The organism is Pseudomonas sp. MF6751 (genome assembly GCF_016613265.1).
GTDB lineage: Bacteria > Pseudomonadota > Gammaproteobacteria > Pseudomonadales > Pseudomonadaceae > Aquipseudomonas > Aquipseudomonas fluorescens_BV.
Window position 1 is genome coordinate 17,601 of record NZ_JAENSV010000014.1, and the last position, 25,262, is coordinate 42,862.

General features: G+C 61.4%; 30 protein-coding genes. 14 read left to right on the plus strand and 16 right to left on the minus strand.

Going from position 1 to position 25,262, the window contains the following annotated elements; genetic code table 11:
- Nucleotides 1-49: 49 nt before the first annotated feature.
- From JJD66_RS13770 to tusD, 6 genes are all read right to left on the minus strand, one after another.
- Complete coding sequence (locus JJD66_RS13770; protein WP_200648382.1) at nt 50-1,045, minus strand: glutathione S-transferase family protein; 996 nt, start codon at nt 1,043-1,045, stop codon at nt 50-52.
- An 88-nt stretch (nt 1,046-1,133) separates the two neighbouring features.
- A complete protein-coding gene (locus JJD66_RS13775) occupies nt 1,134-2,135 on the minus strand; it encodes a glycosyl transferase family protein (RefSeq protein WP_200648383.1) in 1,002 nt (333 codons plus the stop codon).
- Nucleotides 2,132-2,467, minus strand: a complete 336-nt coding sequence (locus JJD66_RS13780) for a TusE/DsrC/DsvC family sulfur relay protein (protein WP_014718893.1) — start codon at nt 2,465-2,467, stop codon at nt 2,132-2,134. Before JJD66_RS13780 ends, JJD66_RS13775 begins: the two co-directional genes overlap by 4 nt.
- A complete protein-coding gene (gene tusB, locus JJD66_RS13785; protein WP_200648384.1) occupies nt 2,464-2,742 on the minus strand; it encodes a sulfurtransferase complex subunit TusB in 279 nt (92 codons plus the stop codon). Before tusB ends, JJD66_RS13780 begins: the two co-directional genes overlap by 4 nt.
- Nucleotides 2,742-3,092: a sulfurtransferase complex subunit TusC gene (gene tusC, locus JJD66_RS13790; protein ID WP_105227154.1), complete on the minus strand. Its 351-nt coding sequence runs from the start codon at nt 3,090-3,092 to the stop codon at nt 2,742-2,744. Before tusC ends, tusB begins: the two co-directional genes overlap by 1 nt.
- 1 nt (nt 3,093) lies before the next feature.
- Nucleotides 3,094-3,486, minus strand: coding sequence for a sulfurtransferase complex subunit TusD (gene tusD / locus JJD66_RS13795; protein WP_105227153.1), 393 nt, complete (start codon nt 3,484-3,486; stop codon nt 3,094-3,096).
- 157 nt (nt 3,487-3,643) lie between these two features.
- On the opposite strand from tusD, the gene JJD66_RS13800 reads away from it, so the two are divergent.
- Entirely contained in the window at nt 3,644-4,819 is a 1,176-nt protein-coding gene (locus JJD66_RS13800) for a CaiB/BaiF CoA transferase family protein (protein ID WP_200648385.1), read from the plus strand.
- Nucleotides 4,820-4,913: 94 nt separating this feature from the next.
- Here JJD66_RS13800 and JJD66_RS13805 read toward each other — a convergent pair whose 3' ends face one another.
- Both JJD66_RS13805 and JJD66_RS13810 read right to left on the minus strand, forming a co-directional pair.
- Complete coding sequence (locus JJD66_RS13805; RefSeq protein WP_200648386.1) at nt 4,914-5,408, minus strand: SprT family zinc-dependent metalloprotease; 495 nt, start codon at nt 5,406-5,408, stop codon at nt 4,914-4,916.
- Between the two features lie 128 nt (nt 5,409-5,536).
- A complete protein-coding gene (locus JJD66_RS13810) occupies nt 5,537-6,139 on the minus strand; it encodes a Yip1 family protein (RefSeq protein WP_014718889.1) in 603 nt (200 codons plus the stop codon).
- 281 nt (nt 6,140-6,420) lie between these two features.
- Between JJD66_RS13810 and ttcA the strand changes: the two genes are divergently transcribed.
- Nucleotides 6,421-7,245: a tRNA 2-thiocytidine(32) synthetase TtcA gene (gene ttcA / locus JJD66_RS13815; RefSeq protein ID WP_014718888.1), complete on the plus strand. Its 825-nt coding sequence runs from the start codon at nt 6,421-6,423 to the stop codon at nt 7,243-7,245.
- Nucleotides 7,246-7,312: 67 nt separating this feature from the next.
- Nucleotides 7,313-7,984 carry a DNA-3-methyladenine glycosylase I gene (locus JJD66_RS13820; RefSeq protein ID WP_034127867.1) on the plus strand — a complete coding sequence of 224 codons (672 nt, stop codon included), beginning with the start codon at nt 7,313-7,315 and terminating at the stop codon, nt 7,982-7,984.
- Nucleotides 7,985-8,078: 94 nt separating this feature from the next.
- On the opposite strand, the gene JJD66_RS13825 is transcribed toward JJD66_RS13820, so the two are convergent.
- Genes JJD66_RS13825 through arsC form a run of 3 tightly spaced genes read right to left on the minus strand, consistent with a single transcriptional unit; the run spans nt 8,079 to nt 9,446 of the window.
- Entirely contained in the window at nt 8,079-8,498 is a 420-nt protein-coding gene (locus JJD66_RS13825) for a DUF2069 domain-containing protein (protein ID WP_200648387.1), read from the minus strand.
- Nucleotides 8,482-9,096, minus strand: coding sequence for an NAD(P)H:quinone oxidoreductase (wrbA, locus tag JJD66_RS13830; protein WP_014718885.1), 615 nt, complete (start codon nt 9,094-9,096; stop codon nt 8,482-8,484). Before wrbA ends, JJD66_RS13825 begins: the two co-directional genes overlap by 17 nt.
- Nucleotides 9,093-9,446, minus strand: a complete 354-nt coding sequence (gene arsC, locus JJD66_RS13835) for an arsenate reductase (glutaredoxin) (protein WP_198716323.1) — start codon at nt 9,444-9,446, stop codon at nt 9,093-9,095. The genes wrbA and arsC overlap by 4 nt, the downstream gene beginning before the upstream one ends.
- Nucleotides 9,447-9,561: 115 nt before the next feature.
- Between arsC and JJD66_RS13840 the strand changes: the two genes are divergently transcribed.
- Nucleotides 9,562-10,023, plus strand: coding sequence for a TlpA disulfide reductase family protein (locus JJD66_RS13840; RefSeq protein ID WP_003192057.1), 462 nt, complete (start codon nt 9,562-9,564; stop codon nt 10,021-10,023).
- Nucleotides 10,024-10,683: 660 nt separating this feature from the next.
- On the opposite strand, the gene JJD66_RS13845 is transcribed toward JJD66_RS13840, so the two are convergent.
- The 4 genes from JJD66_RS13845 to JJD66_RS13860 form a co-directional block, all read right to left on the minus strand.
- On the minus strand, nt 10,684-11,088 hold the full coding sequence (locus JJD66_RS13845) for an META domain-containing protein (RefSeq protein WP_105227148.1): 405 nt from the start codon (nt 11,086-11,088) through the stop codon (nt 10,684-10,686).
- Nucleotides 11,085-11,525 carry a hypothetical protein gene (locus JJD66_RS13850; protein WP_003192054.1) on the minus strand — a complete coding sequence of 147 codons (441 nt, stop codon included), beginning with the start codon at nt 11,523-11,525 and terminating at the stop codon, nt 11,085-11,087. The genes JJD66_RS13845 and JJD66_RS13850 overlap by 4 nt, the downstream gene beginning before the upstream one ends.
- 71 nt (nt 11,526-11,596) lie before the next feature.
- Nucleotides 11,597-12,586 carry a 2-hydroxyacid dehydrogenase gene (locus JJD66_RS13855; protein ID WP_200648388.1) on the minus strand — a complete coding sequence of 330 codons (990 nt, stop codon included), beginning with the start codon at nt 12,584-12,586 and terminating at the stop codon, nt 11,597-11,599.
- Nucleotides 12,587-12,686: 100 nt separating this feature from the next.
- On the minus strand, nt 12,687-15,440 hold the full coding sequence (locus JJD66_RS13860; protein WP_200648389.1) for a response regulator: 2,754 nt from the start codon (nt 15,438-15,440) through the stop codon (nt 12,687-12,689).
- A 205-nt stretch (nt 15,441-15,645) separates the two neighbouring features.
- Between JJD66_RS13860 and JJD66_RS13865 the strand changes: the two genes are divergently transcribed.
- The gene (locus tag JJD66_RS13865) at nt 15,646-16,374 is read left to right on the plus strand and encodes a response regulator transcription factor (RefSeq protein WP_198716320.1); all 729 of its coding nucleotides are present in this window, start codon (nt 15,646-15,648) and stop codon (nt 16,372-16,374) included.
- Nucleotides 16,361-17,719, plus strand: coding sequence for a sensor histidine kinase (locus tag JJD66_RS13870; RefSeq protein ID WP_200648390.1), 1,359 nt, complete (start codon nt 16,361-16,363; stop codon nt 17,717-17,719). Before JJD66_RS13865 ends, JJD66_RS13870 begins: the two co-directional genes overlap by 14 nt.
- A 3-nt stretch (nt 17,720-17,722) precedes the next feature.
- On the opposite strand, the gene JJD66_RS13875 is transcribed toward JJD66_RS13870, so the two are convergent.
- Complete coding sequence (locus JJD66_RS13875) at nt 17,723-18,238, minus strand: DUF2062 domain-containing protein (protein ID WP_003192045.1); 516 nt, start codon at nt 18,236-18,238, stop codon at nt 17,723-17,725.
- A 135-nt stretch (nt 18,239-18,373) separates the two neighbouring features.
- On the opposite strand from JJD66_RS13875, the gene JJD66_RS13880 reads away from it, so the two are divergent.
- From JJD66_RS13880 to murB, 8 genes are all read left to right on the plus strand, one after another.
- Entirely contained in the window at nt 18,374-20,599 is a 2,226-nt protein-coding gene (locus tag JJD66_RS13880; RefSeq protein ID WP_234452231.1) for a DNA internalization-related competence protein ComEC/Rec2, read from the plus strand.
- A gap of 108 nt (nt 20,600-20,707) precedes the next feature.
- Entirely contained in the window at nt 20,708-21,343 is a 636-nt protein-coding gene (locus tag JJD66_RS13885) for a MotA/TolQ/ExbB proton channel family protein (RefSeq protein ID WP_034128146.1), read from the plus strand.
- The gene (locus JJD66_RS13890; protein WP_014718877.1) at nt 21,340-21,768 is read left to right on the plus strand and encodes an ExbD/TolR family protein; all 429 of its coding nucleotides are present in this window, start codon (nt 21,340-21,342) and stop codon (nt 21,766-21,768) included. The genes JJD66_RS13885 and JJD66_RS13890 overlap by 4 nt, the downstream gene beginning before the upstream one ends.
- Nucleotides 21,768-22,778, plus strand: coding sequence for a tetraacyldisaccharide 4'-kinase (gene lpxK / locus JJD66_RS13895; protein WP_105227142.1), 1,011 nt, complete (start codon nt 21,768-21,770; stop codon nt 22,776-22,778). Before JJD66_RS13890 ends, lpxK begins: the two co-directional genes overlap by 1 nt.
- 24 nt (nt 22,779-22,802) lie before the next feature.
- On the plus strand, nt 22,803-22,988 hold the full coding sequence (locus tag JJD66_RS13900) for a Trm112 family protein (protein WP_003174668.1): 186 nt from the start codon (nt 22,803-22,805) through the stop codon (nt 22,986-22,988).
- A complete protein-coding gene (kdsB, locus tag JJD66_RS13905; protein ID WP_200648391.1) occupies nt 22,985-23,749 on the plus strand; it encodes a 3-deoxy-manno-octulosonate cytidylyltransferase in 765 nt (254 codons plus the stop codon). Before JJD66_RS13900 ends, kdsB begins: the two co-directional genes overlap by 4 nt.
- A complete protein-coding gene (locus tag JJD66_RS13910; RefSeq protein WP_054917236.1) occupies nt 23,749-24,213 on the plus strand; it encodes a low molecular weight protein-tyrosine-phosphatase in 465 nt (154 codons plus the stop codon). The genes kdsB and JJD66_RS13910 overlap by 1 nt, the downstream gene beginning before the upstream one ends.
- Nucleotides 24,210-25,229, plus strand: a complete 1,020-nt coding sequence (gene murB, locus JJD66_RS13915; protein WP_200648392.1) for a UDP-N-acetylmuramate dehydrogenase — start codon at nt 24,210-24,212, stop codon at nt 25,227-25,229. The genes JJD66_RS13910 and murB overlap by 4 nt, the downstream gene beginning before the upstream one ends.
- Nucleotides 25,230-25,262 lie beyond the last annotated feature (33 nt).

A 25,262-nucleotide genomic window follows, 5' to 3' on the forward strand; every position in this document is an offset into this window, starting at 1 on the left:
GGGCCGCTACGCAGCCCAGCGGGAGCAAGCTCCCTCGCCACAAGAGTTATCAGCCAAAGACACCTTTACCCGGCAGCCGCACCCGATCATGCTCCGTATCAAACCCCTGCAACGGCCCCTTAGGCACAATCCCCGTCGGGTTGATCGTGCGATGGCTGGCATAGTAATGCCCCTTGATATGCTCGAAATCCACCGTCTCGGCCACGCCTGGCCACTGATACATCTCCCGCAGCCAGTTCGACAAATTCCCATAGTCGGCAATCCGCCGCAGGTTGCATTTGAAGTGGCTGTAGTACACCGCATCAAAACGAATCAGCGTGGTGAACAGCCGCACATCGGCTTCGGTCAGGTACTCGCCGGCCAGATAGCGATGGCTGCCCAGGTGCTGTTCCAAATGATCCAGCTCGGCAAACACATCATCAAACGCACTTTCATACGCCTGTTGTGAGGTGGCGAAACCTGCGCGGTACACACCGTTGTTTACAGCGGGGTAGATGCGTTCGTTGAGGCTGTCGATGGTCGAATGCAGGGCTTGGGGGTAGAAATCCAGGGTGTTGCCGGTCAGCGCATTGAACGCACTGTTGAACATGCGGATGATCTCCGCCGACTCATTGCTGACGATGCGCTTGAGCTTTTTGTCCCACAGCACCGGCACGGTCACGCGCCCGGTATAGTCGGCGGTATCGGCGGTGTAGCGTTGGTGCATGAAGTTGAAACCGTCCAGTTTGTCGCCGCTGGAGCCGTGGGCCTTGTCGAAGGTCCAGCCGTTTTCCAGCATCAGCCAACTGACCACCGAGACGTCGATCAGGCTTTCCAGGCCCTTGAGCTTGCGCAGAATCAAGGTGCGGTGCGCCCACGGGCAGGCGAGGGATACATAGAGGTGATAGCGACCGGCCTCGGCCTTGAAGCCGCCGTCACCACTCGGGCCTGGCGCGCCATCGGCGGTCACCCAGTTGCGGCGTTGTGCCTGTTCCCGTTGGAAAGCGCCATCGGCGCTACTTTCGTACCACTGGTCTTTCCACTGTCCTTCGATCAATAAACCCATGACTGGCTCCTTGGCTGATAAGCGTTGGAGCCCAGTCTAAAGGGATGAGTTCGAACTAAAAGCGCAAAGAACCGGCGTGAATGATCGATTAAATCGATTTATTCCGTGCGTCCCAGTACTGCTGGGCCAACTCGAACGCCTGCTGCCGCGGGTGACCAAGGCCGCGCAGGGCCAACGCCATGGTGGCGATCAACGCCAGTTGCGGGTAGCTGTCCTCAACGTCGCCGCGCCACAGTGCTTTTAGGTGCTCGGGCTCAAGCGTTGCTGGCTTGACGTGGCGCTGGACGGAAAGGGCGGGCCACTCTTCGTCCCAGCTCTGGCCGCCGGTGGTGCCGTACAGGTGACTGAGGGTGTCGGGGTTGATCTCGATCTCGCCGCCGTCGCCCTTGACCACAATCACGTTGTCACCCAGCAAGCCACTGGCATCACGATGCACGCCCTGGTAACCGGGGTGGAAAATGCTTTGCAGGCCACAGCGCGCATTCAGCGGGTTGAGCAGGCGCGCCAGCGAATGGATAGGCGAACGCAGGCCCAAGGTGTTGCGCAGATCGATCATGCGTTGCAGCTGTGGCGCCCAATCACCCAACGGGATAAATGCCAGGTTGCCGTGGGCAAAGGCGCTCTCGACCTGTTGCCAATCGCGGCACAGCGGGATCTGCAAGCCGTCCAGCAATTGCTCGGTGTACAAGCGCCCCGCAGTGTGGGCGCCGCCGCCGTGCATCAGGATGCGCACGCCATTCTGTGCCAGGCATTTGGCTGCCAGCAGGAACCACGGCAGGTGGCGCTTTTTACCGGCGTAGGTCGGCCAGTCGATATCGACGTTCAGCGCTGGCGCGTGCAGGCGCTCACGTACGGCTTCCGTGAAGCCCGCGAGTTCTTCCGGGCTTTCTTCCTTGTGGCGCAGCAGCATCAGGAAGGCGCCGAGCTGGGTGTCCTCTACCTTTTCGTCGAGCAGCATGCCCATGGCTTCCCGCGCTTCCTCGCGGGTGAGGTTGCGCGCGCCACGCTTGCCTTTGCCGAGGATGCGCACGAACTGCGCAAAGGGGTGCTCTTGGGGTGTTACGAGAGTCAGGGGGGCAAAGTCGGTCATAAGCAATTCGTCGGCCTGGGCAGGCCCGCCAGCTTGGCGGCGAGTTTGGCGGGAGTGCCGTTGAACAGTTTGTTGAGGTGCAGGCTGTTGCCCTTTTCCGGGCCCAGCTTCAAGGCGGTGTACTTGATCAGCGGGCGCGTGGCGGGGGACAGCTGGAACTCGGTGTAGAACTGGCGCAGCAGGGTGAGGATTTCCCAGTGTGCCGGGGTCAGTTCCAAGGCTTCGGCAGCGGCCAGGGCATTCGCCACTTCATCGGACCAGTCGTTGAGGTCGACGAGGTAGCCGTCCTTATCCAGTTCCAGGGTGCGTGCGCCGACGGTCAAGGTGTTCATAGCCAGGTGTTGGCCTTGTCGTAGTCGATCGACAGTTGCACGAAGCCTGGGTAATCGACGCTGTCAGCCCAGTCGGGCAGCGGCAGGTTGCGTGCCTGCATGTCTTCGGCCAGCACAAACACCTTTACGCCTTTGGTTTGCAGGGCGGGCGTGTGCAGGCCGTAGGCTCCGTCACCACACAAAAGGATTGCGTCCTCGGCGCCACAGATGCGCAGGCAGCTGTCGAGGCGGCTGTCAGTAAACGGGGAATGAGACACCACATGTAGAGTCGACATCAGAGGGTAATCACCTGGTCGTAACGGTCAATCAGCTGGGAAATGGCTTGGCTGTCGAGCGCCTGCGCGTGGGCGGGCGGCGGCAGCCCGCGTGCGGACAGGCTATGGCTACACGCGAACACGTCATCAATGCCGAATAGGCCCAGGGCCTGTAGGTTGGCACTCAGGTCTTTCTGTTGCACGGCCTTGGCGGCTTGGTTCGGCGCCAGTTGGAACACACCGTCATCCAGGAACAGCAGGCCAATGGGCAGATCGAACGCGCCGCCGGCCAGCACGATATCCAGTGCTTCGCGCGCACTTGGCCCGGACCACGGGGCCTGGCGGCTGATCACCAACAAGGATCTGGACATGTCACGGCCCTCCAAAACAGATCAGGCGGTCGGCGTCCTGGATCGCGTCATGCAATTGACCCAGGCCCGACAACGCCCAGGGTGCTTCCAGGTTGATCGCGCTGCGTTGGTAACGCGCAGCTTCCTCGGCATTAAGCACACCCCGGCGCAGCGCGGCGGCGATGCACACCACGCCGTCGAGCTGGTGCTGGCTGACAAACTCGCGCCATTGGCGCGCAATGTCTTGCTCATCCTGGGGCGCGACGATGTTATTGGACGCGCTGTACACGCCGTCCTGGTAGAAAAACAGCCGCACGATCTCATGCCCGCCGGCCAGCGTCGCCTGTGCGAACAACAGGGCGCGGCGCGAGGAGGGCGCGTGGGCGGCGCTATACAGTGCAATCGCGAACTTCATGGAAGACTCTGCCAACAAACGTCGGCCAATGATAAAGCCGCCGCCGCGAAAAAGCCCGCCGTGATCAAAACGGTCACTGTGGTTGATCGTTCTGACGATTGCCGGCAGGCGCCCGTCTGCCTAGTCTGTGAGTATTCGCAACCCAACTGGAGCCCCCATGTCAGGTCCCTTGGCGTCCCTTAAAGTGTTGGATTTTTCCACCTTGCTGCCCGGCCCGTTTGCCTCCCTGATGCTGGCGGACATGGGCGCCGAGGTGCTGCGTATCGAATCGCACACGCGGACGGACCTGTTGCGTGTGTTGCCGCCCCATGATCGTGGCACCTCGGCCAGCCACGCCTACCTCAATCGCAACAAGCGCAGTTTGGCCCTGGACCTCAAGCAGGCCGAGGCGCTGGAGATTGTGCGTGAGTTGGTCAAGGGCCATGACATCCTGCTCGAGCAGTTCCGCCCCGGTGTCATGGAGCGCCTGGGCCTGGGCTATGAGGCGCTGAAGGCGATCAACCCGCGGCTGATCTATGTGTCGATCACCGGCTACGGCCAGACCGGCCCCTATAAGGACCGCGCCGGGCACGATATCAACTACCTGGCGTTGGCCGGCGTCGCCAGCCATACCGGGCGCCAGGACACCGGCCCGTTGCCCCTGGGCGTACAACTGGCGGATGTGGCGGGCGGTTCGCTGCATGCCGTGGTGGGCTTGCTGGCGGCGGTGATTGCCAGGCAGCAAAGCGGGGTGGGGCAATACCTGGATGTGAGCATGACCGATTGCTCGTTCAGCCTGAACGCCATGGCTGGGGCCGGTTACCTGGCTTGCGGGGTCGAGCCTGGGTGGGAGAACCATGTGCTCAATGGCGGGAGTTTCTATGACTACTACCGCACACGCGATGGGCGCTGGATGTCGGTGGGCAGTTTGGAGCCGGGGTTTATGCAGCAGCTGTGCGCGGCCTTGGGGCGCTCGGAACTGGCGGCGCACAGCGTGACGCCCGAGCGGCAAGGCGTGCTCAAGCAGGCGTTGCAGGTGGAGTTCGAGAAGCGCAGTTTTGACCAGTTGTGTGAGTTGTTTGCCGGGGTGGATGCCTGTGTTGAGCCGGTGTTGAGTCTGAGCGAAGCGGTGGAGCATCCCCAGTTGAAGGCGCGGGAGCTGGTCAGCCAGGTGCCCCGGGGTGATGGCTCGACACAAGCGCAATTGGCCTGCCCGCTGAAATTCTCCGAGGGGTTGCCGGCGCCCAGGCATATTGGAGTGGCGGTGGGGGCGCACAGTGATGAGGTGCTGGCGGAGTTGGGGTTCGGTATTGAGCGGATAGAGCAATTGCGGCAGGCCAAGGTTGTAGGTTGACTGAGCCGACGCTTTCGCAGGCAAGCCAGCTCCCACATTTCGGATTGTGTTCACAGATCCAAATGTGGGAGCTGGCTGGCCTGCGAAGAGGCCCTCATTCCACCCGAGTTTCCCCGGTGAACACCAGCGTCTGCCGACACCGCCGACACAAATACCGCCGCCCCTGGTTCACCAGCCCATGGCGCTGCGGTGAAAACGGAAAATCACTGTCCGCACACGGGCAGTGGTAAATATAGCGAGTCACTTGCCGGCGCTTGACCTCGTAGGTATGGCAACGGTCGGGCGGCAGCTCGTAAACCCCGCGCATGATCAACTGCCATTCCTCGCCATGGGGCTGGATACGCTCGCCAAACAACTGGTGGGCAATCAGGTGTGCCACTTCGTGCGCCACGGTTTGCTTGAGAAAGTGTTGGCTGTTTTCACGGTACAACTGAGGGTTGAAGCGCAGCAGGTTCTCGTGCAAATGCGCGACACCGGCTTTCTGGCCCCGCAGCTTGAGGCTGACCTGGGGGCGTTTGAAGCTTCGTTTGAAAAAGGATTCGGCTTGCAGGAAACAATCTTCGACGCGGGTATTGAGTTGCTCGGGCATGCTGTACATATCTCCAGAGACGCCCAGTATGCCGCAAAGCTGGGTGTTTCCGAATCTGTCAGGCGCCGAATGGTCATGCATAACGCACAAAGCCACCTTGCGGTGGCCTTGCCTGCGGGGTTTTTCGTTCAACTGGTGTAGATCGGCCCGACGCCCAGGCCCCAGACGATCACGGTAAAGGCCATGATCGCTACCAGCACCACCAGGCCGACGGCCAATACCGAGCTGGAAAACAGGAAGCCTTCATCCGGGTCGATACTCATGAAGGTCGGCAGCCCCACATACAGCAGGTACACCGTGTAGCAGATCGCCGCCGTGCCCACGACCATGCCCAGCCACATATGCGGGTAGAGCGCCGCCAGCCCGCCGATAAACAAGGGTGTGGCGGTATAAGTGGCAAACGCCACGCAGCGGGCCATGCTTGGGCTGGCGTCGTAGGTGCGGGCCATCCAGTGAATGAACGCGCCCATCACCGCCACGCCGCACAGCATGGCCGCGTAGGACATGAGAGTCATCCACAGCGCGCTTTCCTGGGTCAGCATCACCGGGGCACGGTTGCCGATGACCCAGCCGACTTGAGTGGTGCCAATAAAGGCGGAAATGGCGGGGATCGCCGCGAGAATCAGGGTATGAGTGAGGTACATGTGGCTGATGCTTTCTTCTTTATCGCCACGAATTTCCCGCCATTCCTGGTCGGGATGGGTAAACAGCCCCACGACGTGATGGATCATGCCAGTCACTCCTGTCGTTATTACCATCGCCCCCCATCGGAGCGCCCACGGGCCATATGGCCTGAAAGGTCTGGATAGATGTGCGACCTCAAGTTGCAGTATAGAAAGGGATGACCGGAATAACCGTAGGGCCTTTAGAGCAAATTGCGCTGTAAACAGGGGTGCTAATCGCGCTGTGGTCTGTCTGGACTCATGCCATCCAACTCCCACATTGGAACTCGGCCAGTCTTGCCGGTAAAATGCTGCGCTTTTCGTCACACACCTTTGCGGATCCAAGCGCCATGGGCACTCTTACAGTCAACCAGAACAAACTGCAAAAACGCCTGCGTCGCCTGGCCGGTGAAGCGGTCGCCGATTTCAACATGATCGAGGACGGCGACAAGGTCATGGTCTGCCTCTCCGGCGGCAAAGACAGCTACACCATGCTCGACGTGTTGCTGCACCTGCAAAAGGTCGCGCCGATCAAGTTCGAGATCGTGGCGGTCAACATGGACCAGAAGCAACCCGGTTTCCCTGAGCATGTGCTGCCGGCCTATCTGAAAGAACTGGGCGTCGAGTACCACATTGTCGAGAAAGACACCTACTCGGTGGTCAAGGAATTGATCCCGGAAGGCAAGACCACCTGCTCGCTGTGCTCGCGCCTGCGCCGTGGCACGCTCTATACCTTTGCCGATGAGATCGGCGCGACCAAGATGGCCCTGGGTCATCACCGCGATGACATCGTCGAAACCTTCTTCCTCAATATGTTCTTCAACGGCTCGCTCAAGGCCATGCCGCCCAAGCTGCGTGCCGATGATGGGCGCAACGTAGTGATCCGCCCGCTGGCGTATTGCAACGAGAAGGACATCCAGGCTTACTCCGATTTCAAGCAATTCCCGATCATCCCGTGCAACCTGTGCGGCTCCCAGGAAAACCTGCAGCGCCAGGTGGTCAAGGAGATGCTGGTGGACTGGGAGCGCAAGACCCCTGGGCGTACCGAAAGTATCTTCCGCAGCCTGCAAAACGTGATCCCGTCGCAATTGGCCGACCGCAACCTGTTCGACTTCACCAGCTTGAAAATCGATGAGACCGCCGCATCGCGTTTCGTCAATGTAGTGAACCTCTGAGTCTTCTCGAGGCTCTAGTACACGGCGCTTGCGGGCGCCGTTTTCAATTCGACTGACAGGAGAGGGCATGCGCGATTACAAGTGGCTGCACGAATATTGTCTGAACCGCTTCGGTTCGGCGGCCAAGCTGGAAGCCCATCTGCCGGTGCCCAAGACCCCGGCGCAATTGCGCAAGATAACGGATGACCGTTACCTGTCGACCTTGGCGCTGCGAGTGTTCCGCGCCGGTTTGAAGCACAGCGTGGTCGATGCCAAATGGCCGGCGTTCGAGCAGGTGTTCTTTGGCTTCGACCCGGAAAAAGTCGTGCTGATGGGTGCCGAGCACCTGGAACGACTGATGCAGGACACCCGCATCATCCGCCACCTGGGCAAGCTCAAGAGTGTGCCGCGCAACGCGCAGATGATCCTGGATATCGAGCAGGAGAAAGGCAGCTTCGGCGCGTTTATCGCTGATTGGCCGGTGACCGATATCGTCGGGCTCTGGAAGTACCTGAGCAAGCACGGCCACCAGTTGGGCGGCCTGTCGGCGCCTCGCTTCCTGCGCATGGTCGGCAAGGACACCTTTGTACCGAGCGATGACGTGGTGGCAGCGTTGAATGCGCAGAAGATCGTCGACAAGGCCCCGACCAGCCTGCGCGATTTGGCGACGGTGCAGGGTGCCTTCAACCAGTGGCATGCCGAGAGTGGGCGGCCGATGTGTCAGCTGTCGATGATGTTGGCCTACACGGTGAATCATTGAGACCGCGGTGATGCCATCGCAGGCAAGCCAGCTCCCACCTTTAGACCGCGTCGCTTATCAAATGTGGGAGCTGGCTTGCCTGCGATAACGGACTTCAAGTCTGGTTTAAATCAGCAGCCAGGCGCCGGTTAAATTGATGCCGCCAACGCACGTACAGCAACGCCGTGCAAAACACCGCCAGGCTCGCCAGCATCTCCAGCACACCAAACCACTGGCGGTTCGGGTCATACGCCGCCAGCGCGCCCTTGATGAAATACAGGTTCACCGCAAAGCACATCCACGAATGCCCGCGTGCGCTGCCCATCAGCATGCCTGGCGCAAGTATCAGCAGCGGCACCAGTTCGATCAGCAGGATGACCCACGGGCGCGCCCCATGCAGGTCGGCGACAAACAGGTAGTACGCGCACAACAAGCCCACCAGGCCCAAAAACGCCAGCAGGCTCAGCGCGCGTGCCACCTTGACCCGCGGCTCCAGCCACTCCCGTGGCGGCAGGACCTTAGGCTTCCTGGCCACGGCCGTTCTCCAACAGCGTGGCGGTCTTGGCCAGGCGCAGGCCCAAGGCCCGGCACAAGGTGATTTCATGTTGATCGAGCATACGCTTGCCGTCTGGCCCGGAATGGTGGCTGGCGCCATACGGCGTACCGCCGCCCTGGGTGTCGAGCAGCGCCTGCTCGCTGTAGGGCAGGCCGGTGATCAGCATGCCGTGGTGCAGCAGCGGCAGCAGCATCGACATCAGCGTGGTTTCCTGGCCGCCATGCAGGCTGGCGGTGGAGGTGAACACGCCGGCCGGCTTGCCGACCAGAGCGCCGGTGAGCCACAGGTTGCTGGTGCCATCGAGGAAGTACTTGAGCGGCGCGGCCATGTTGCCGAACCGGGTCGGGCTGCCCAGGGCCAGGCCCGAGCAGTGCTTCAGGTCGTCCAGGCTGGCATACAGCGCGCCTTCGTCGGGAATGCTCGGCGCCACCGCTTCGCACTCGGTGGAAATCGCCGGCACGGTGCGCAACCGCGCTTCCATGCCGCCTTGCTCGATACCGCGGGCAATCTGTCGGGCCATCTCGCTCACCGAGCCGTTGCGGCTGTAGTACAACACCAGCACATAGGGCGTAGTCACGGCAGGATCTCCAGCACGTTCTCGGGCGGGCGGCCAATGATGGCTTTGTCGGCGGTTTCCAGGATCGGGCGTTCCATCAGCTTGGGATGGGCTGCGATGGCGGCGATCAGTTGGGTATCGCTGAGGCTGGCGTCGGCCAGGTTCAGGGTTTTGTATTCGTCTTCGCCGGTGCGCAGCAGTTGGCGTGCGCTGATCCCCAGTTTTTTCAGCAGGGCCTCGATTTGCGCGGCATCCAGCGGGGTTTCCAGGTAGCGCACGACGGTCGGGTTGAGGCCGCGGGCTTCCAGCAGTTCCAGCGCACCGCGGGATTTCGAGCAGCGCGGGTTGTGATAAAGCGTCAGATCGGTCATGTGCGGGTCGCATCTTGCGTAAGGTGGCGGGTATTCTACCTGCGCTGGCGCCTGTCCTTAAACCGTAAGAGGCGATAGGCCGCAGCCAACGTTCATTTTTGCGAAGGAATACCCCATGACAAGGCGGCTGATCGGTGCATTGGCGATCATCACAACCCTGCTGCTCAGCGGCTGCGGTAACGATTACGGCGTTGACCAATATGGCCAGAAAGTGGCGGCCGAACGCCTGGACAAACAGTGGCTGGTGGTCAACTACTGGGCCGAATGGTGTGGCCCGTGCCGCACGGAAATCCCCGAGCTCAATGCCCTGGCAGAACAGTTGAAAGGCCAGAATGTCGGGGTGTTCGGCGTCAACTTCGACAATGTGCAGGGTGAGGAACTGAAGGCCGCCAGCGACAAGCTGGGGATCAAGTTCACGGTACTGGCCCAGAACCCGGACGGAATCTTCGAGATTCCGCGCAGCGAGGCATTGCCGGTGACCTACATCATCGACGACAAGGGCAAGGTGCGTGAGCAGTTGATGGGTGAGCAGACAGCGGAAGGGGTGTTGGCCAAGCTCAAGGCCCTGAAAGGCTAAAACTGTGGGAGCTGGCTTGTCTGCGATGGCAATGGGTATCTACACAATTTTGGAGTGACGCTGGACCTGTGGCGAGGGAGCTTGCTCCCGTGACGGCTTGACAGCCGACGCTGATCTAACTGAGGCACGGTGATCCAAATGTGGGAGCTGGCTTGCCTGCGAAGGCGGCCTGCCAGCCGACCGGGATATTGGATTTGACCGAGTACATATCCATTATTTAGGTAACGGCCACCGATGGTTCCGCTCTGACAGCGGCTCACTTTTGAAAAAAGCGCAAAAGTAAGCAAAACGCTCTTGCCCCACCACTCGGCACCTCGCTTAGGCTCGGTGTGCCCGTAATCCGCCAGTGATTTGGGGGCCGCCGCCACGCGCCATCCATGGCGCGGGGCGGCTAAACCGGCATCCCTGCCGGTTTACCCCCCAAATCCCTGTCGAATTCCGGCCAGCGTGGTTTGACGGGGCGCCTGAGATCAAGATCAAGAGCGACTCGCTTCGCATCGTGGTTACCGTCTGCTGTTACAACCCACAAAGTTGTGTAGATACCTATGCTGCGATGGCATCGCTGCGGTGTACCTGATACACCGCGTCGTCCGCATCGCAGGCAAGCCAGCTCCCACAGAGCCAGAGGACACCGCGTTAATACAGGAGAGTGCGCCTAGGTCAGCCTTCTTCGAGCCACAAACGGATCGGCTTGCCTTCGGCCGGCCAGAACCGCGTCTGCTCGATCGGCGAGATGTCCCAGCGCTGCACGCCTTGTAGGGCCTGGAAGAAGCGATGCTCCTGCTCCATCAGGGCCTCGGCGCACATTTTTCGGGTGCTGCCGACCGGGCCGAAGCTGAGCTTGTCGCCTTCGACCGTGTACGGTGCAAACCAGTGGTTGCAGCCGCCATTGCCATAGGCGCGGCCATCGGTGCCTAGGGTGACGGTAAGGTGCGCGTAGTCCATCAGCGGCCGCTCACCGATCCATTCCACGACGTAGCTGTGGTCGCGCTCGAGCTTGGCGCCATCGGCGGCGCAGCCTGCCAGGCCCAGGCCGATTGCGGCGAGCAGCAGCCGGCCTTTCATTGCGCGGCCTGCTGGCATTTCGGGCAGCGGTGCTTATCGCCTTCGCTGGCCCAGCCCAGTTCTTTGATACGTGCGTTGGCAGCCGGTTGCAGCGGCGCTTTGGTCAGCTTGGTTTCCACCGCGAATTCAAACTCCAGCACGGCGTCGCAGCTGTCGCAATTGACCTTCCAGGTATGAATCTCCAGTTCGCCGAACTTCGGCCCTTGGGCCATGGCGACCCACTGGCCCGCCGGGCGGATGGAGTAGCGTGCGTCACCTTCGACGGTGAGTCGCATCGACAGGGTTTTACTGCCGCGCAGGCTGACGATCAGGACGTCGCCATGTTTGATCGAACCACCGTTGCCGGTGACCTGGTAACGGCCCGGCACCAGGGCACGGCATTCGATCAGGGTGTGTTGCGGGCTCAGCAAGCTGAAGCGGAAATCGTGTTCGGCCATGGATCCTCCAAATAGGCGCGGCATCCTATCACGGGTGCCGGCCTATCATGAGCCTGGTATGTGACCGCTGATCATCCCTCGACCAGGTTCTGTGCGCGGCCATCGGCCCACGCGGCAATGTTGGCCAATGTGGTGCCGGCAATCGCCGCCAGGGCTTCACGGGTAAGGAAGGCCTGGTGCGCGGTGATGATCACGTTGGGGAAGGTCAGCAGGCGGGCAAGCACGTCATCCTGCAGGGGCAGGTCCGAGCGGTCCTCGAAAAACAATTGGGCTTCTTCTTCGTAGACGTCCAACCCCAGATAGCCCAACTGGCCCAGCTTGAGCGCTTCGATCAGTGCCGGCGTATCGACCAGGCCACCACGTCCGGTGTTGATCAGCATCGCACCGGTTTGCATCTGCGCGAGCGAGCGGGCATTGATCAGGTGTTTGCTGTCGGCGGTCAGCGGGCAGTGCAGGCTGATGATTTGCGCCTCGGCCAACAGTTCAGGCAGGCTCACGTAGCGTGCCCCGAGGTCCTGCACCTGTGGGTTGGGGAAGGGATCGTAGGCCAGCAACTGGCAGCCGAAGCCGGCCATGATCTTGGCGAAGGTCGCGCCGATCTGACCGGTGCCGACCACGCCGACCGTTTTGCCGACCAGATCAAAACCGGTCAGCCCGTGCAGGCTGAAATCACCGTCGCGGGTACGATTGTAGGCCCGGTGCAGGCGACGGTTGAGGGCCAGGATCAGGGCGACGGCATGCTCGGCCACCGCGTGGGGCGAATAGGCGGGCACGCGCACGATAGTCAGGCCCAGGCGCTGGGCGGCGGGTAAGTCGACATGGTTGTAGCCCGCCGAGCGCAGGGCAATCAGGCGTGTGCCGCCCTTGGCCAGTTGCTCCAGCACGGGGGCGCTGAGGTCGTCGTTGATAAAGGCGCAGACCACCTCGTGGTGTTCGGCCAGGGCCACGGTATCGAGGTTGAGGCGGGCGGGTTGGAATTGCAGTTCCAGGCCAGCCGGCAGCGGTTCGCCGAGGAAACTCTCGCGGTCGTAGGTTTGGCTGCTGAAGAGAATGACGCGCATTAAGAAGGCTCCCTGCAATTTACACATTGGAATGCTGACTGAATGTGGGAGGGGGCTTGCCCCCTCCCACATTGTTGATTCGTTGCCCATGAAAAAAGGGTCAGGCACTCACTCTGGCTTCACTGGCTAGCCGTGCAATCGCCATGTCCAGTTCGTCCAGCGCGGCCGTGGCCTTGGCGTCATCCTGCTTGAGCAGGGTTTCGGCGCGTTGGCAGGCTGCTCGTAATTGCGGAACACCACAGTAGCGGGTGGCGCCGTGCAAACGGTGCACGCGCTCGATCAAGGCGTGGTTGTCATTGGCTTCGCGGGCGTGGGTAATTGCCAGGCGATCAGCCTCCAGGGAGGCCAGTAGCATGGCGAGCATATCAGCGGCCAAGTCGGCCTTGTTGGCGGCCAGGCGCAGGCCTTCTTCGTGATCGAGTACCAAGAGTTGCACGCCCTGGGACGCGCCTTCGTGGGTACGCTCCGGGCCTTGGTTACGCAGCGCCAGGCCGGTCCATTTCAATACCACCTGGGCCAACTGCCGTTCGCTGATGGGTTTGGTCAAGTAGTCGTCCATGCCGCTTTGCAGCAGAGCGCGTTTTTCGTTGGCCATGGCGTGGGCCGTGAGGGCCACCACCGGCAGCGGCGTGCCGTGGCGCTCGCTTTCCCACTGGCGGATCGCCTCGGTGCTCTGGCGGCCATCCATGCCGGGCATTTGCACGTCCATCAACACCAAATCGAAAGTTTCCTGCTTCACGGCGTCGACGGCCGCGTAACCGCTCTCCACCGCCTGCACCTTGGCGCCCATGTCTTCCAACAGGGTTTGCACCAGCAACAGGTTGGCCGGGTTGTCGTCCACGCACAGTACTCGAGGCGCACGGCTGGACAACGGCTCACCGGGTTCGCTGCGTGAAGGGCGCGGGCTGATCAGGTCGGCCAGGGAGCGGCGCAGCTTGCGGGTACAGGCAGGCTTGGCCTGCAATTGGCTGTTGGGGTTGGGCACCGATTGGTTGAACAGCATCTGTTCGGTGGTCGGGCACAGCACCAGCACCTTGCAGCCCAGGTGTTCCAGGTCCCACAGGTGTTGATTGAGGCGTTCGGGCGGAATGTCGTTGGCGGTGACGCCGAGCACCGCCAGGCTGATGGCCTGTTCGGTCTGGTGCGCACTGGTGATGCCGTTGGTCAGGCTTTCCAGGGTATTGAACGGCGTGACTTCCAGGCCGCAGTCTTCCAATTGATGTTGCAGGGCCTGGCGCGCCAGTTCGTGGTTTTCCAGCACGGCCACACGACGCCCCAATAGCGGCGCGGCGGGCAGGTCTTCGACGTCGTCACGGGTTTTGGGCAGGTTCAGGCTGATCCAGAATTCCGAACCTTCCCCGGGCGTGCTGTCGACGCCGATTTCGCCGCCCATCTGCTCGATCAACCGCTTGGAAATCACCAGGCCCAAACCGGTGCCGCCGGGCTGGCGCGACAGCGAGTTGTCAGCCTGGCTGAATGCCTGGAACAGGGCGCGCACATCCTGGTTGGACAGGCCAATGCCGGTGTCTTGCACACTGATGCGCAATTGCACGCTGTCTTCCTGCTCGTCCTCGATCATTGCCCGGGCCACAATGGTGCCTTCGCGGGTGAACTTGATCGCATTGCTGATCAGGTTGGTCAGGATCTGCTTGAGCCGCAGCGGGTCGCCCACCAATGCCAGGGGCGTGTCGCGGTATACCAGGCTCACCAGTTCGAGCTGCTTGGCATGGGCGGCGGGGGCGAGGATGGTCAAGGTGTCTTGCAGCAAGTCGCGCAGATTGAAAGGCACGCTGTCGAGCACCAGTTTGCCGGCTTCAATCTTCGAGAAATCGAGGATTTCGTTGATGATGCCCAGCAGGTTATCCGCAGATTTTTCGATAGTGCCCAGGTAATCCAGCTGGCGCGGCGACAATTCGCTTTTTTGCAGCAAGTGAGTAAAACCGAGGATGCCGTTGAGCGGTGTGCGGATCTCATGGCTCATGTTGGCCAGGAACTCCGACTTGATACGGCTGGCTTCCAGGGCTTCCTTGCGTGCCAGGTCCAGCTCGATGTTCTGGATCTCAATGGTTTCCAGGTTCTGGCGCACGTCTTCGGTGGCCTGGTCGATGCTGTGTTGCAGCTCTTCCTGGGCATTTTGCAGGGTTTCGGCCATGCGGTTGATGCCAGACGCGAGTTGGTCCAATTCCTGGCTGCCCAAGGGTGGCAAGCGTGTTTCCAGGTTGCCGTCCTTGAGCTGCGCCACCGCTTGCTTGATCTGGCCAATCGGCGAATTGATGGTACGGCTGATACGCAGGGCGAGGGCGGCGGTGCACATCAGGCCGATGGCGATCAGCAGAAGGCTGGCGAACAGGCTGCGATAGCCGCGCAACAGCATGCCATTGTGGGACAGCTCGACTTCCACCCAACCTAGCAGACGGTCGGCCTCATCGGGAATCAACTCGCCCGCCAGGTTGCGATGGCGGCCAAACACCGGCAGTAGATAGCGGGTGGCGTCGTTGCCGGAACGCTGTAACAGTTGCGAGCTGTTGCCGGTGGGTGGCTGGTTAAGCATGGTCGGGCCGGCGTGGGCCAGGGACGAGCGGTCTGGCGCCAGGAACGACACGGCGCGCACATCCGGCTGTTCCAGGGACTGGGTGGCGATACGCTCCAGCAGGTCGGTGTCCTTGTGGCCCATGGCTGGGGCCACCAGCGGTGCCAATTGCTCGGCGATCATTTCGCCGCGTTGCAGTAGCTGGGTCTGCAACTCCGACAGCTGCATCCAGGTGAAATAGCCGCCCAACAACAGCGCCATCAGGCTGGTCGGTAATAAGGTCAGCAACAGTACGCGGCGTTTTATCCCCATTCTTCTAAGCACGCCACTCTCCTGCTACCACGTTGTTATCAATCATCCACGCCGGCATCCGGCCAGCGCCACCTGCGCAGTGTAGCCATTTGCGCGGCCTGGAATCTTGCAAATTAATGACATGCGGCAATCTTCGGGCCATTCGGCGCCGGGTGGCGATTGCCTGTGAACGGTTAATCTTGAATAATCAGTGATTGAGAATGACTTGCAGACGCTAATGACTCCCGCAGCAGTTGGCCTACCCAGTATCCTGACCATCGAAGATGACCCTGTGTTGGGCGCCTACGTGCACGAGCAACTGGGCCGCAGTGGTTTCCAGGTGACCTGGTGCCAGAACGGCCAGCAGGGCCTGCAACTGGCCCGCGCCCAGACCTTCGACCTGGTGCTGATGGATATTCTGCTGCCGGGGCTGGACGGTTTGTCGATCCTCACTCATTTGCGCCAGAGCCACGCCATGCCCGTGATCCTGATGTCAGCCCTGGGCGCTGAAGCCGACCGTATCAGCGGTTTTCGCCTGGGCGCGGACGACTATTTGCCCAAGCCGTTCAGCATGGTTGAACTGTGCGTGCGTATTGAAGCGATCCTGCGCCGCGTTGCCCTGGATCGCCGGCCCGAGCCGACGCGCGCCCCGGCACTTGAAGATGCCCGGGTGCTGCACTTTGATGATGAACGCTGCGATGTGTCCTGCCAGGACCAGTGGGCCGCGCTCACGCGCAGCGAATACCGCCTGCTGGAAACCCTGCACCGCAACGCCGAAGAAGTCCTCAGCAAAGCCTTCCTGTATCAGCAGGTGTTGCAGCGCGGTTATGCGCCCCATGACCGCAGCCTCGACATGCATGTCAGCCAGATCCGCCGCAAGCTCAAGGCCATCGGTTACATCGAGCGTGAAGTACGCACCGTATGGGGCAAGGGCTACGTGCTGAGCGGTCACGATGAAGGGCTTTGAGCGACTGCCCGGCAAGCACTCGTTGTTCTGGAAGCTGGCCTGCCTGTTGATCGCCTTCTGTTTGCTGATGATTTGGCTCAGTTGGTCGTGGGGCCGTTACATGGAACAGCAGAGCGCTTACCTGTCCGACAAGTCGCGGGAGATTCTCAATGGCTATGCCGCGGGTGCCGAACTGGCGTGGAGCACGCAAGGCAGCGCGGGCGTAGATGCCTGGCTGCAGCGGATGGCAGAGCGCGAAAGCACTTGGGTAGGGGTGATCGGTAACGACCTGCAGTCCCTGGGCAGCACGCCCTTGAGTGACAAGGAAAGCCAGCGCCTGACGTTTTTGCGTGGATTGGATTGGCCGGTCAGCCGGCATGTCATTGGTTTGCCCTGGATGAAAGTACCGTTTCCGGTCGACCCTGGCGCGGGGTCGCTGGTGATCGAGCTGCCGCAGCGCTTTATGCCTGGGCGCTATCAACTGTTCTGGCGGGTGGTCACCAATGGTGTGATTCCAGGTCTGTTTACCCTGTTGCTGTGCATCGGCCTTTACCGGCTGTTGATCATGCCCCTCAATCAATTGCGCGAGCAGGCCAATGCCTGGCGTGCGGACCAACTCAATACGCGGATGTCCCTGGATGCCACCAGCCGCCAGGATGAACTGGGCGAGCTGGGCCGCGCCTTTGACCATATGTCCGAACGCTTGCAGGGCACGGTGCGTTTGCAGCAGCAGTTGCTGCGCGATATGTCCCATGAACTGCGCACACCCTTGAGCCGCCTGCGGGTAGCCTGCGACAGCGAGCAAGACCTGGCCAAGCTGCGCGAGCGCCTGGGTCGGGAAATCGACGCCATGCAGCGCCTGGTGGAAGACAGCCTGCAACTGGCCTGGCTCGACAGCGAAACTACACCGTTGCCCCAGGAAGATATTCAGTTCCAGGCCTTGTGGGACATATTGCGCGAGAATGCCTGTTTTGAAAGCGGTTGGTCCGCATCGCGCTTGCCGTGCCTGTTACCCGCGGACAGTTGGGTGCGTGGCAACCTCAATGCACTGGCCCAGGCCTTGGAAAATATCCTGCGCAACGCCATACGCCACTCGCCCCACGAGGGCTGCGTGCAACTCGACGGATGTCGTGAGGGGGAGTATTGGCATATCTGGCTGCAGGACCAGGGGGCTGGGATTGCTGAGGATGATCTGGAGCGCATCTTCGCGCCCTTTACCCGCCTGGACGGCTCGCGCCCCGGCGATGGCGGTTTCGGCCTGGGCCTGAGCATTGCCCGCAACGCCGTGCAGCGCCAGGGCGGTCGCTTATGGGCGGAAAATACCGGCCGGGGTCTGCGGGTGCATTTGCGTTTGCTGGCCCGTTAGCGCTCAGCGCCGGCGCAGTTTGCGTTTTTTCCACTGGTGCGCCACCCACCAGCGCCAGTACGCCATGGTCAGGCAATAAGCCAAGGCGCCCAATACCACCCCCAATACCACCGAACCCAGCAGGAATGGCTGCCAAAGAGTGCTCAACTGGCCGCTGATCCATTCCCACGTAAGGTTATCGGGCAAGCTGCGTGGCGGCACGTTCATCAGCCAGGCGCCGGTCATATAGGTGCAGATGAACACCACCGGCATGGTGATGGGGTTGGTCAACCACACCAGGCTGATGGCGATAGGCATATTGCCGCGCACTGAAATCGCCAGGACCGCGGCAAGCAACATCTGCAATGGAATCGGGATAAACGCCGCAAATAAACCCACCGCCATGGCGCGAGCCACTGAGTGCCGGTTCAGGTGCCAGAGGTTGGGGTCATGCAGCAGCGTGCCAAGAAACTGTAATGACTTGTGTTCCCTGATACTGCTGGGATCGGGCATGTACCGTTTGAATAAGCGCCGGGGCATAAGGGGTCCAGGTCAATTCGAGGGGCAAGTATGCCCGGATTCTATAAACAGAAAATTCAGACTTTGTGACAAAACATCATAGGCGCTGTCGTTCAGCCGGCTAAGACTGAGTGGATCACTGGAAAAGGATGATCCATGAAGACAGGGATGTTGACGTTGGCGCTGGGGTTGCTGGCGTTGCGTTGGTTACCGGTGTTGCCGCCTGGCGCCGGGTTGTTGGCCATGCTGGTGCTGGCCTTGATGCTGTTGCCTTTTCGGTCCTATCCCGTGGCGTTCTTTCTGGTGGGCTTGAGTTGGGCCTGTCTCAGCGCGCAGCGGGCGCTGGATGATCGGCTGCAGCCGGCCCTGGACGGGCAGACTCGCTGGGTGGAGGGGCGTGTGGTGGGCTTGACTCAGCAGACGGGTACGGGCGTGCGCTTTGAACTGGCCGACGGCCGGTCGCGCAAGGTTCGGCTGCCCAAACGTATCCGCGTGTCCTGGCACGGCGGGCCAGTGGTGAACAGCGGTGAACGCTGGCGTCTGGCGTTGACACTCAAGCGGCCTGCGGGCCTGCTCAATTTCCATGGGGTCGACCATGAAGCCTGGCTGCTGGCCCAGCGTATCGGTGCCACTGCAACGGTAAAAGACGGTGAGCGTCTCGCACCGGCCCGCAATGCCTGGCGCGATGCTGTGCGCCAGCGTCTGATGGCGGTGGATGCCCAAGGCCGCGAGGCGGGCTTGGCGGCGCTGGTATTGGGCGACGGTTCCGGCCTGGCGCCTGAGGATTGGCAGGTGTTGCAGGACACGGGCACGGTACATCTGCTGGTGATTTCCGGGCAGCACATCGGCTTGCTGGCGGGGTTGATCTACGGCTTGGTCGCGATGCTGGCGCGTTATGGTTGCTGGCCCCGAACCTGGCCGTGGCTGCCGTGGGCGTGCGGTCTGGCATTTGGCGCGGCGTTGGGTTATGGGCTGCTGGCCGGGTTCGGCGTGCCGGTGCAACGGGCCTGCATGATGGTCGGCCTGGTGCTGCTGTGGCGTCTGCGTTTGCGCCATTTGGGCGTGTGGTGGCCGTTGCTGCTGGCACTGAACGGCGTGCTGGTGCTGGAGCCCTTGGCCAGCCTGCAGGTAGGGTTCTGGTTGTCGTTTGCGGCGGTCGCGGTGTTGCTGTTGGCGTTCAGCGGGCGCCTGGGGCCGTGGAGCGCCTGGCAGGTGTGGACCCGGCCCCAGTGGATGATTGCCATTGGTTTGTTTCCAGTGTTGCTGGTGCTGGGGTTGCCCATCAGCCTCAGCGCACCTGTGGCCAATCTCCTTGCCGTGCCTTGGATCAGCCTGGTAGTGCTGCCTTTGGCGCTGCTGGGCACGGCGTTGCTGTGGGTGCCGCTGGCTGGGGAGGGGCTGCTGTGGCTGGCCGGCGGTGCGCTGGACGGATTGTTTAAAGGCCTGGGGTTGCTGGCCGCGCAATTGCCGGCCTGGGTACCCGCCGAGGTACCTTTGGGGTATTGGTTGGTTAGCCTGGCTGGCGCGGTGATTTTGTTGCTGCCCAAGGGGTTGCCGTTCCGGGTGCTGGGCTGGCCCATGCTGTTGATGGCTGTATTTGCGCCCAGGGAGTGGGTGCCCCACGGGCAGGTAGATGTGGTGCAACTGGACGTCGGCCAGGGGCAGGCACTGATCCTGCGCACCCGTCATCATACGTTGCTCTACGATGCCGGGCCGCGCTCGGGGCCTGTCGACCTGGGCGCGCGCGTCGTGTTGCCGTCGTTGAAAAAGCTCGGGGTAGCCCAGTTGGACATGATGCTGCTCAGCCATGCCGATGCTGATCACGCGGGGGGTGCGGCGGCGGTGGCTCGGGGGTTGCCCGTCAAGCGTGTGGTGGGCGGTGAAACCGAAGGTTTGCCAGACTTTCTTGCCACCCAACCCTGTACCAGCGGCGAACGATGGGAATGGGAGGGTGTGTCATTTCAATTGTGGCAGTGGGCTGATGGACTTGATGGCAATCCTAGATCTTGTGTGTTGCAGGTTGAGGCCAGTGGAGAACGCCTGCTGCTCACCGGTGACATTGATCGCGCCGCCGAACAGGCTTTTCTGGCCTCTTCGCTGGCGGTTCAGACCGACTGGCTGCAAGCCCCGCACCATGGCAGCCGCAGTTCTTCATCCTGGCCGTTCCTGCAACGGTTGGCGCCCACATCGGTGTTGATTTCCCGCGGGCGCAGCAATACGTTCGGTCATCCCCATCCGCAGGTCCTGGAGCGCTACCACGTGCTGGGCAGCCGGGTTTACGACAGCGCCGAGCAGGGTGCCGTACGCTTGCGCCTGGGGGCGTTTCTGCCACCGATGGTTGCGCGCAGTCAACGCCGTTTTTGGCGCGAACCGTTACCGTAATCGCGTGTTACCAAAGACCCGAGCCGCAACAGGCGGGTGTGTAGCCGACGAACCCCGCTGTCGAACCTATATGATAAAGTGGCGCACTTTTTCGAGGGGGCATTCACTGTGTGGGAATTGGTCAAATCCGGCGGCTGGATGATGTTGCCGATCATTCTGAGTTCCATCGCTGCACTCGGCATCGTTGCCGAACGCCTGTGGACCCTGCGCGCCAGTCGCGTCACCCCCGAGCATCTGCTGGGGCAGGTCTGGGGCTGGATCAAGAACAAGCAGCTCGACAAGCAAAAACTCAAGGAGCTGCGCGCCAATTCGCCGCTGGGTGAAATCCTAGCCGCCGGTCTGGCCAATTCCAAGCATGGTCGCGAGATCATGAAGGAGTGCATCGAAGAGGCGGCCGCCCGGGTCATCCATGAACTGGAACGCTACATCAACGCCCTTGGCACCATCGCCGCCATGGCGCCGCTGCTTGGTTTGCTCGGCACAGTACTCGGCATGATCGATATCTTCAGCTCGTTCACAGGCTCGGGCATGACCACCAACGCAGCGGTCCTGGCCGGGGGGATCTCCAAGGCGTTGATCACCACCGCAGCCGGCCTGATGGTAGGTATCCCTTCGGTGTTCTTCCACCGTTTCCTGCTGCGTCGCATTGATGAGCTGGTGGTCGGCATGGAGCAGGAAGCCATCAAGCTGGTGGAGGTGGTGCAGGGCGACCGTGATGTAGACCTGGTCGAGGGCAAAGCGTGAAATTTCGCCGCAAGCAACGGGAAAATGTTGATATCAACCTCGCGTCGTTGATCGATGTGGTGTTCATCCTGCTGCTGTTTTTTGTCGTGACCACTACCTTCACTCGGGAAACCCAGTTGCGTGTCGACCTGCCTGAAGCGGTGAGTGGCTCGCCTGCCGAAGACCAGCAAGTCAAGCAACTGGACATCGCTATCAGCGCCGAAGGGGTGTTTTCAGTGAATAACCAGTTGCTGGAGAAAAATGACCTTGCCAGCCTGATGGAGGCGTTGCAGAAGGAGTCTGGTGGCGACACCCAGTTGCCGCTGTCCATCAGCGCTGATGGCAAAACCCCGCACCAGGCCGTGATCACCGCCATGGACGCTGCCGGCAAGCTCGGTTTCAGCCATTTGCGCATGACCACCGTCGAGGCGGCGAGCCCGCCCTGATGGCCATCTCCGACCGTTTACTCAAGGCATGGTACGAAGGTCATCCAGCACTAATGTTGCTGCGACCGCTGGAGTCGCTGTATCGCTGCGTGGTTCAACGTAAGCGTGCGCGCTTCGTGGCGGGCGAGGGCGAGATTTATCAGTCGTCTGTGCCAGTGATCGTGGTTGGCAATATTACAGTGGGAGGCACCGGCAAGACGCCTTTGATCCTGTGGTTGATCGAGCACTGCCGACGCAGCGGCTTGCGCGTAGGAGTGGTCAGTCGAGGCTACGGCGCCAAGCCGCCGCAGTTGCCGTGGCGGGTCGAGGCCGGCCACAGTGCCGAGGTGGCCGGTGATGAACCCTTGCTGATCGTGCAGCGCAGCGGTGTACCGCTGATGATCGATCCTGATCGCAGTCGTGCGGTAAAGGCCCTGCTGGCCTGCGAGCCCCTGGACCTGATCCTATCCGATGACGGCCTGCAGCATTATCGTCTGGCCCGCGATCTTGAACTGGTGCTGATCGATGCCGCCCGTGGCCTCGGTAACCGCCGGTGCCTGCCTGCCGGGCCGTTGCGCGAACCGGTGGAGCGCCTGCAGAGTGTGGACGGGGTGCTTTATAACGGTGCCCTTTCAGACCGTGAAGATGGCTTTGCCTTCCGCCTGCAGCCCACAGCGCTGGTCAACCTGCACAGCGGCGAGCGCCAGCCGGTCACCTATTTTCCGAAGGGGCAGCAGGTGCATGCGGTGGCCGGCATAGGCAATCCGCAACGTTTCTTCAATACCCTTGAAACGCTACACTGGCAGGCGCTACCCCATGCTTTTGCCGATCACGCGCCCTACAGCGCCGAGGTCTTGAATTTTACCCCGTCATTGCCGCTGGTCATGACCGAAAAGGACGCGGTGAAGTGCCGCGCCTTTGCCCAGCCCGACTGGTGGTACCTTGCGGTGGATGCGGTACCGTCGCCGGCGTTCGTCGCCTGGTTCGACACGCAGCTGATGCGTCTGTTGCCCAACCGTCTTTTGCCTTAAAACGCTTTTTTCCAGGACACACTCATGGACACCAAACTGCTCGATATCCTTGCTTGCCCGATCTGCAAAGGCCCGCTCAAGCTCAGCGCCGACAAAACCGAGCTGATCAGCAAAGGTGCCGGCCTGGCTTACCCTATCCGCGATGGCATCCCGGTCATGCTCGAAAGCGAAGCCCGCACCCTGACCACCGATGAGCGCCTGGATAAATGACCACCGCCTTTACCGTTGTCATTCCCTCGCGCTATGCCTCGACCCGCCTGCCGGGCAAGCCGCTGCAAATGATCGGCACCAAGCCGATGATCCAGCTGGTGTGGGAGCAAGCGTGCAAGAGCAGCGCCGAACGGGTGGTGGTGGCCACCGATGACCCGCGTATCATCGAGGCGTGCAAAGGCTTTGGTGCCGAAGCTGTCCTGACCCGCGAAGACCATAACTCCGGCACTGATCGCCTGGCCGAAGTCGCCACTCAGCTGGGTCTGGCACCCGACGCGATCGTAGTGAACGTGCAGGGTGACGAGCCATTGATACCGCCGGGTGTCATCGATCAGGTCGCTGCCAACCTCGCGGCCCATGGCGAGGCGCGTATGGCGACCCTGGCCGAACCGATCGAAGACATCGAGACGCTGTTCAACCCGAACGTGGTGAAAGTGGTCAGCGACATCAACGGCCTGGCACTGACGTTCAGTCGCTCCACCTTGCCGTGGGCGCGGGATGCCTTTGCCAAGAATCGCGACGTGTTGCCGGAGGGCGTGCCATATCGCCGCCATATCGGCATCTATGCCTACCGCGCCGGTTTCCTGCACGACTTCGTCAATTGGGGCCCTTGCTGGCTCGAGAATACCGAGTCCCTGGAACAACTGCGTGCCCTCTGGCACGGCGTGCGTATCCACGTGGGCGATGCGTTGGAAGCACCGCCAGCGGGTGTCGATACCCAGGAAGACCTCGAACGCGTCCGTCGCCTGCTGGGCGCCTGATGGAAGTTCTGTTTGTATGCCTGGGCAATATCTGCCGCTCGCCAACCGCCGAAGGCATCTTGCGCCATAAGTTGCGTGAAGCAGGCTTGGCTGGCCAGGTTGAGGTGGCGTCTGCTGGCACCGGAGAATGGCATATCGGCAACCCGCCGGACCAGCGCAGCCAGCGTGCGGCGCTGGCGCGCGGCTATGACTTGTCGGGCCAGCGTGCCCAGCAGGTTTCCCGTGCTGATTTTGCCCGTTATGACCTGATCCTGGCCATGGACAACAGTAACCTGCGCAACCTCAAAGCCATGCAGCCAGGGCAGGGCAAGGCGGAGCTGGATTTGTTCCTGCGTCGCTTTGATGGCGAAGTGGACGAGGTGCCAGACCCTTACTATGAAGGTGAGCAAGGTTTCGAACGGGTCCTTGACCTGATCGAACGCGCCTGTGACTTATTGGTGATCGAATTGAAGGGGCGGTTATGACCTTGCAAGTGCGTGCGCAGGTATCGCTCAAGCCATTCAACAGCTTTGGCATTGATGTGAGCGCGCAATTATTTGCCGAGGCCCACAGTGATGCTGACGTGCGCGAGGCCATCGCCTATGCCGCCGCACATGCGGTGCCGTTGCTGGTGATCGGTGGCGGAAGCAATTTGCTGTTGACCCAGGACGTTCCGGCGCTGGTGTTGCGTATGGTGACCCAAGGCATTCGTGTGCTGAGCGATGATGGCACGCACGTGGTGGTCGAAGCCGAAGCGGGAGAAGCCTGGCATCCGTTCGTGTTGTGGACGCTTGAACACGGCTTTTGCGGCCTGGAAAACCTCAGCCTGATCCCCGGCACTGTCGGTGCCGCGCCGATGCAGAACATCGGTGCCTATGGCGTAGAGATCAAGGATGTCTTCGCCGGCCTCACTGCCCTGGATCGCCAGACGGGCGAACTGCGGGAATTCAGCCTCGATGAATGCAAGTTCGCCTACCGTGACAGCCTGTTCAAGCACGAAGTCGGGCGTTGGCTGATCCTGCGGGTACGCTTTTCCCTCAGCCGTGCCACTCACCTGAAACTCGACTACGGTCCGGTGCAACAGCGCCTGGTCGCGCAGGGCATCGCCCACGCCACGCCAAGCGATGTGAGCCGTGCGATCTGCAGCATTCGCCGCGAGAAACTGCCAGACCCGGCAGAGCTGGGCAATGCGGGCAGCTTCTTCAAGAACCCACTGGTGTCCCAGGCCCTGGCGGTTGAACTGCAAAGCCAGTATCCGGATCTGGTAGCCTACCCTCAGGCCGACGGCCAAATGAAACTCGCCGCCGGCTGGCTGATCGAGAAGGCAGGTTGGAAGGGTTTCCGGGAGGGCGATGCAGGCGTGCACAAGCTGCAAGCGCTGGTGCTGGTCAACTACGGCTCCGCCACCGGGCAGGAGATCGCCCAGCTGGCGCTACGCATCCAGCAAGATATCTTCAAGCGCTTCAAGGTCGAGTTGGAAATGGAGCCTAATCAGTACTGAGCTTTATCGGGTCTGAAAATGAAAATGCCCCGT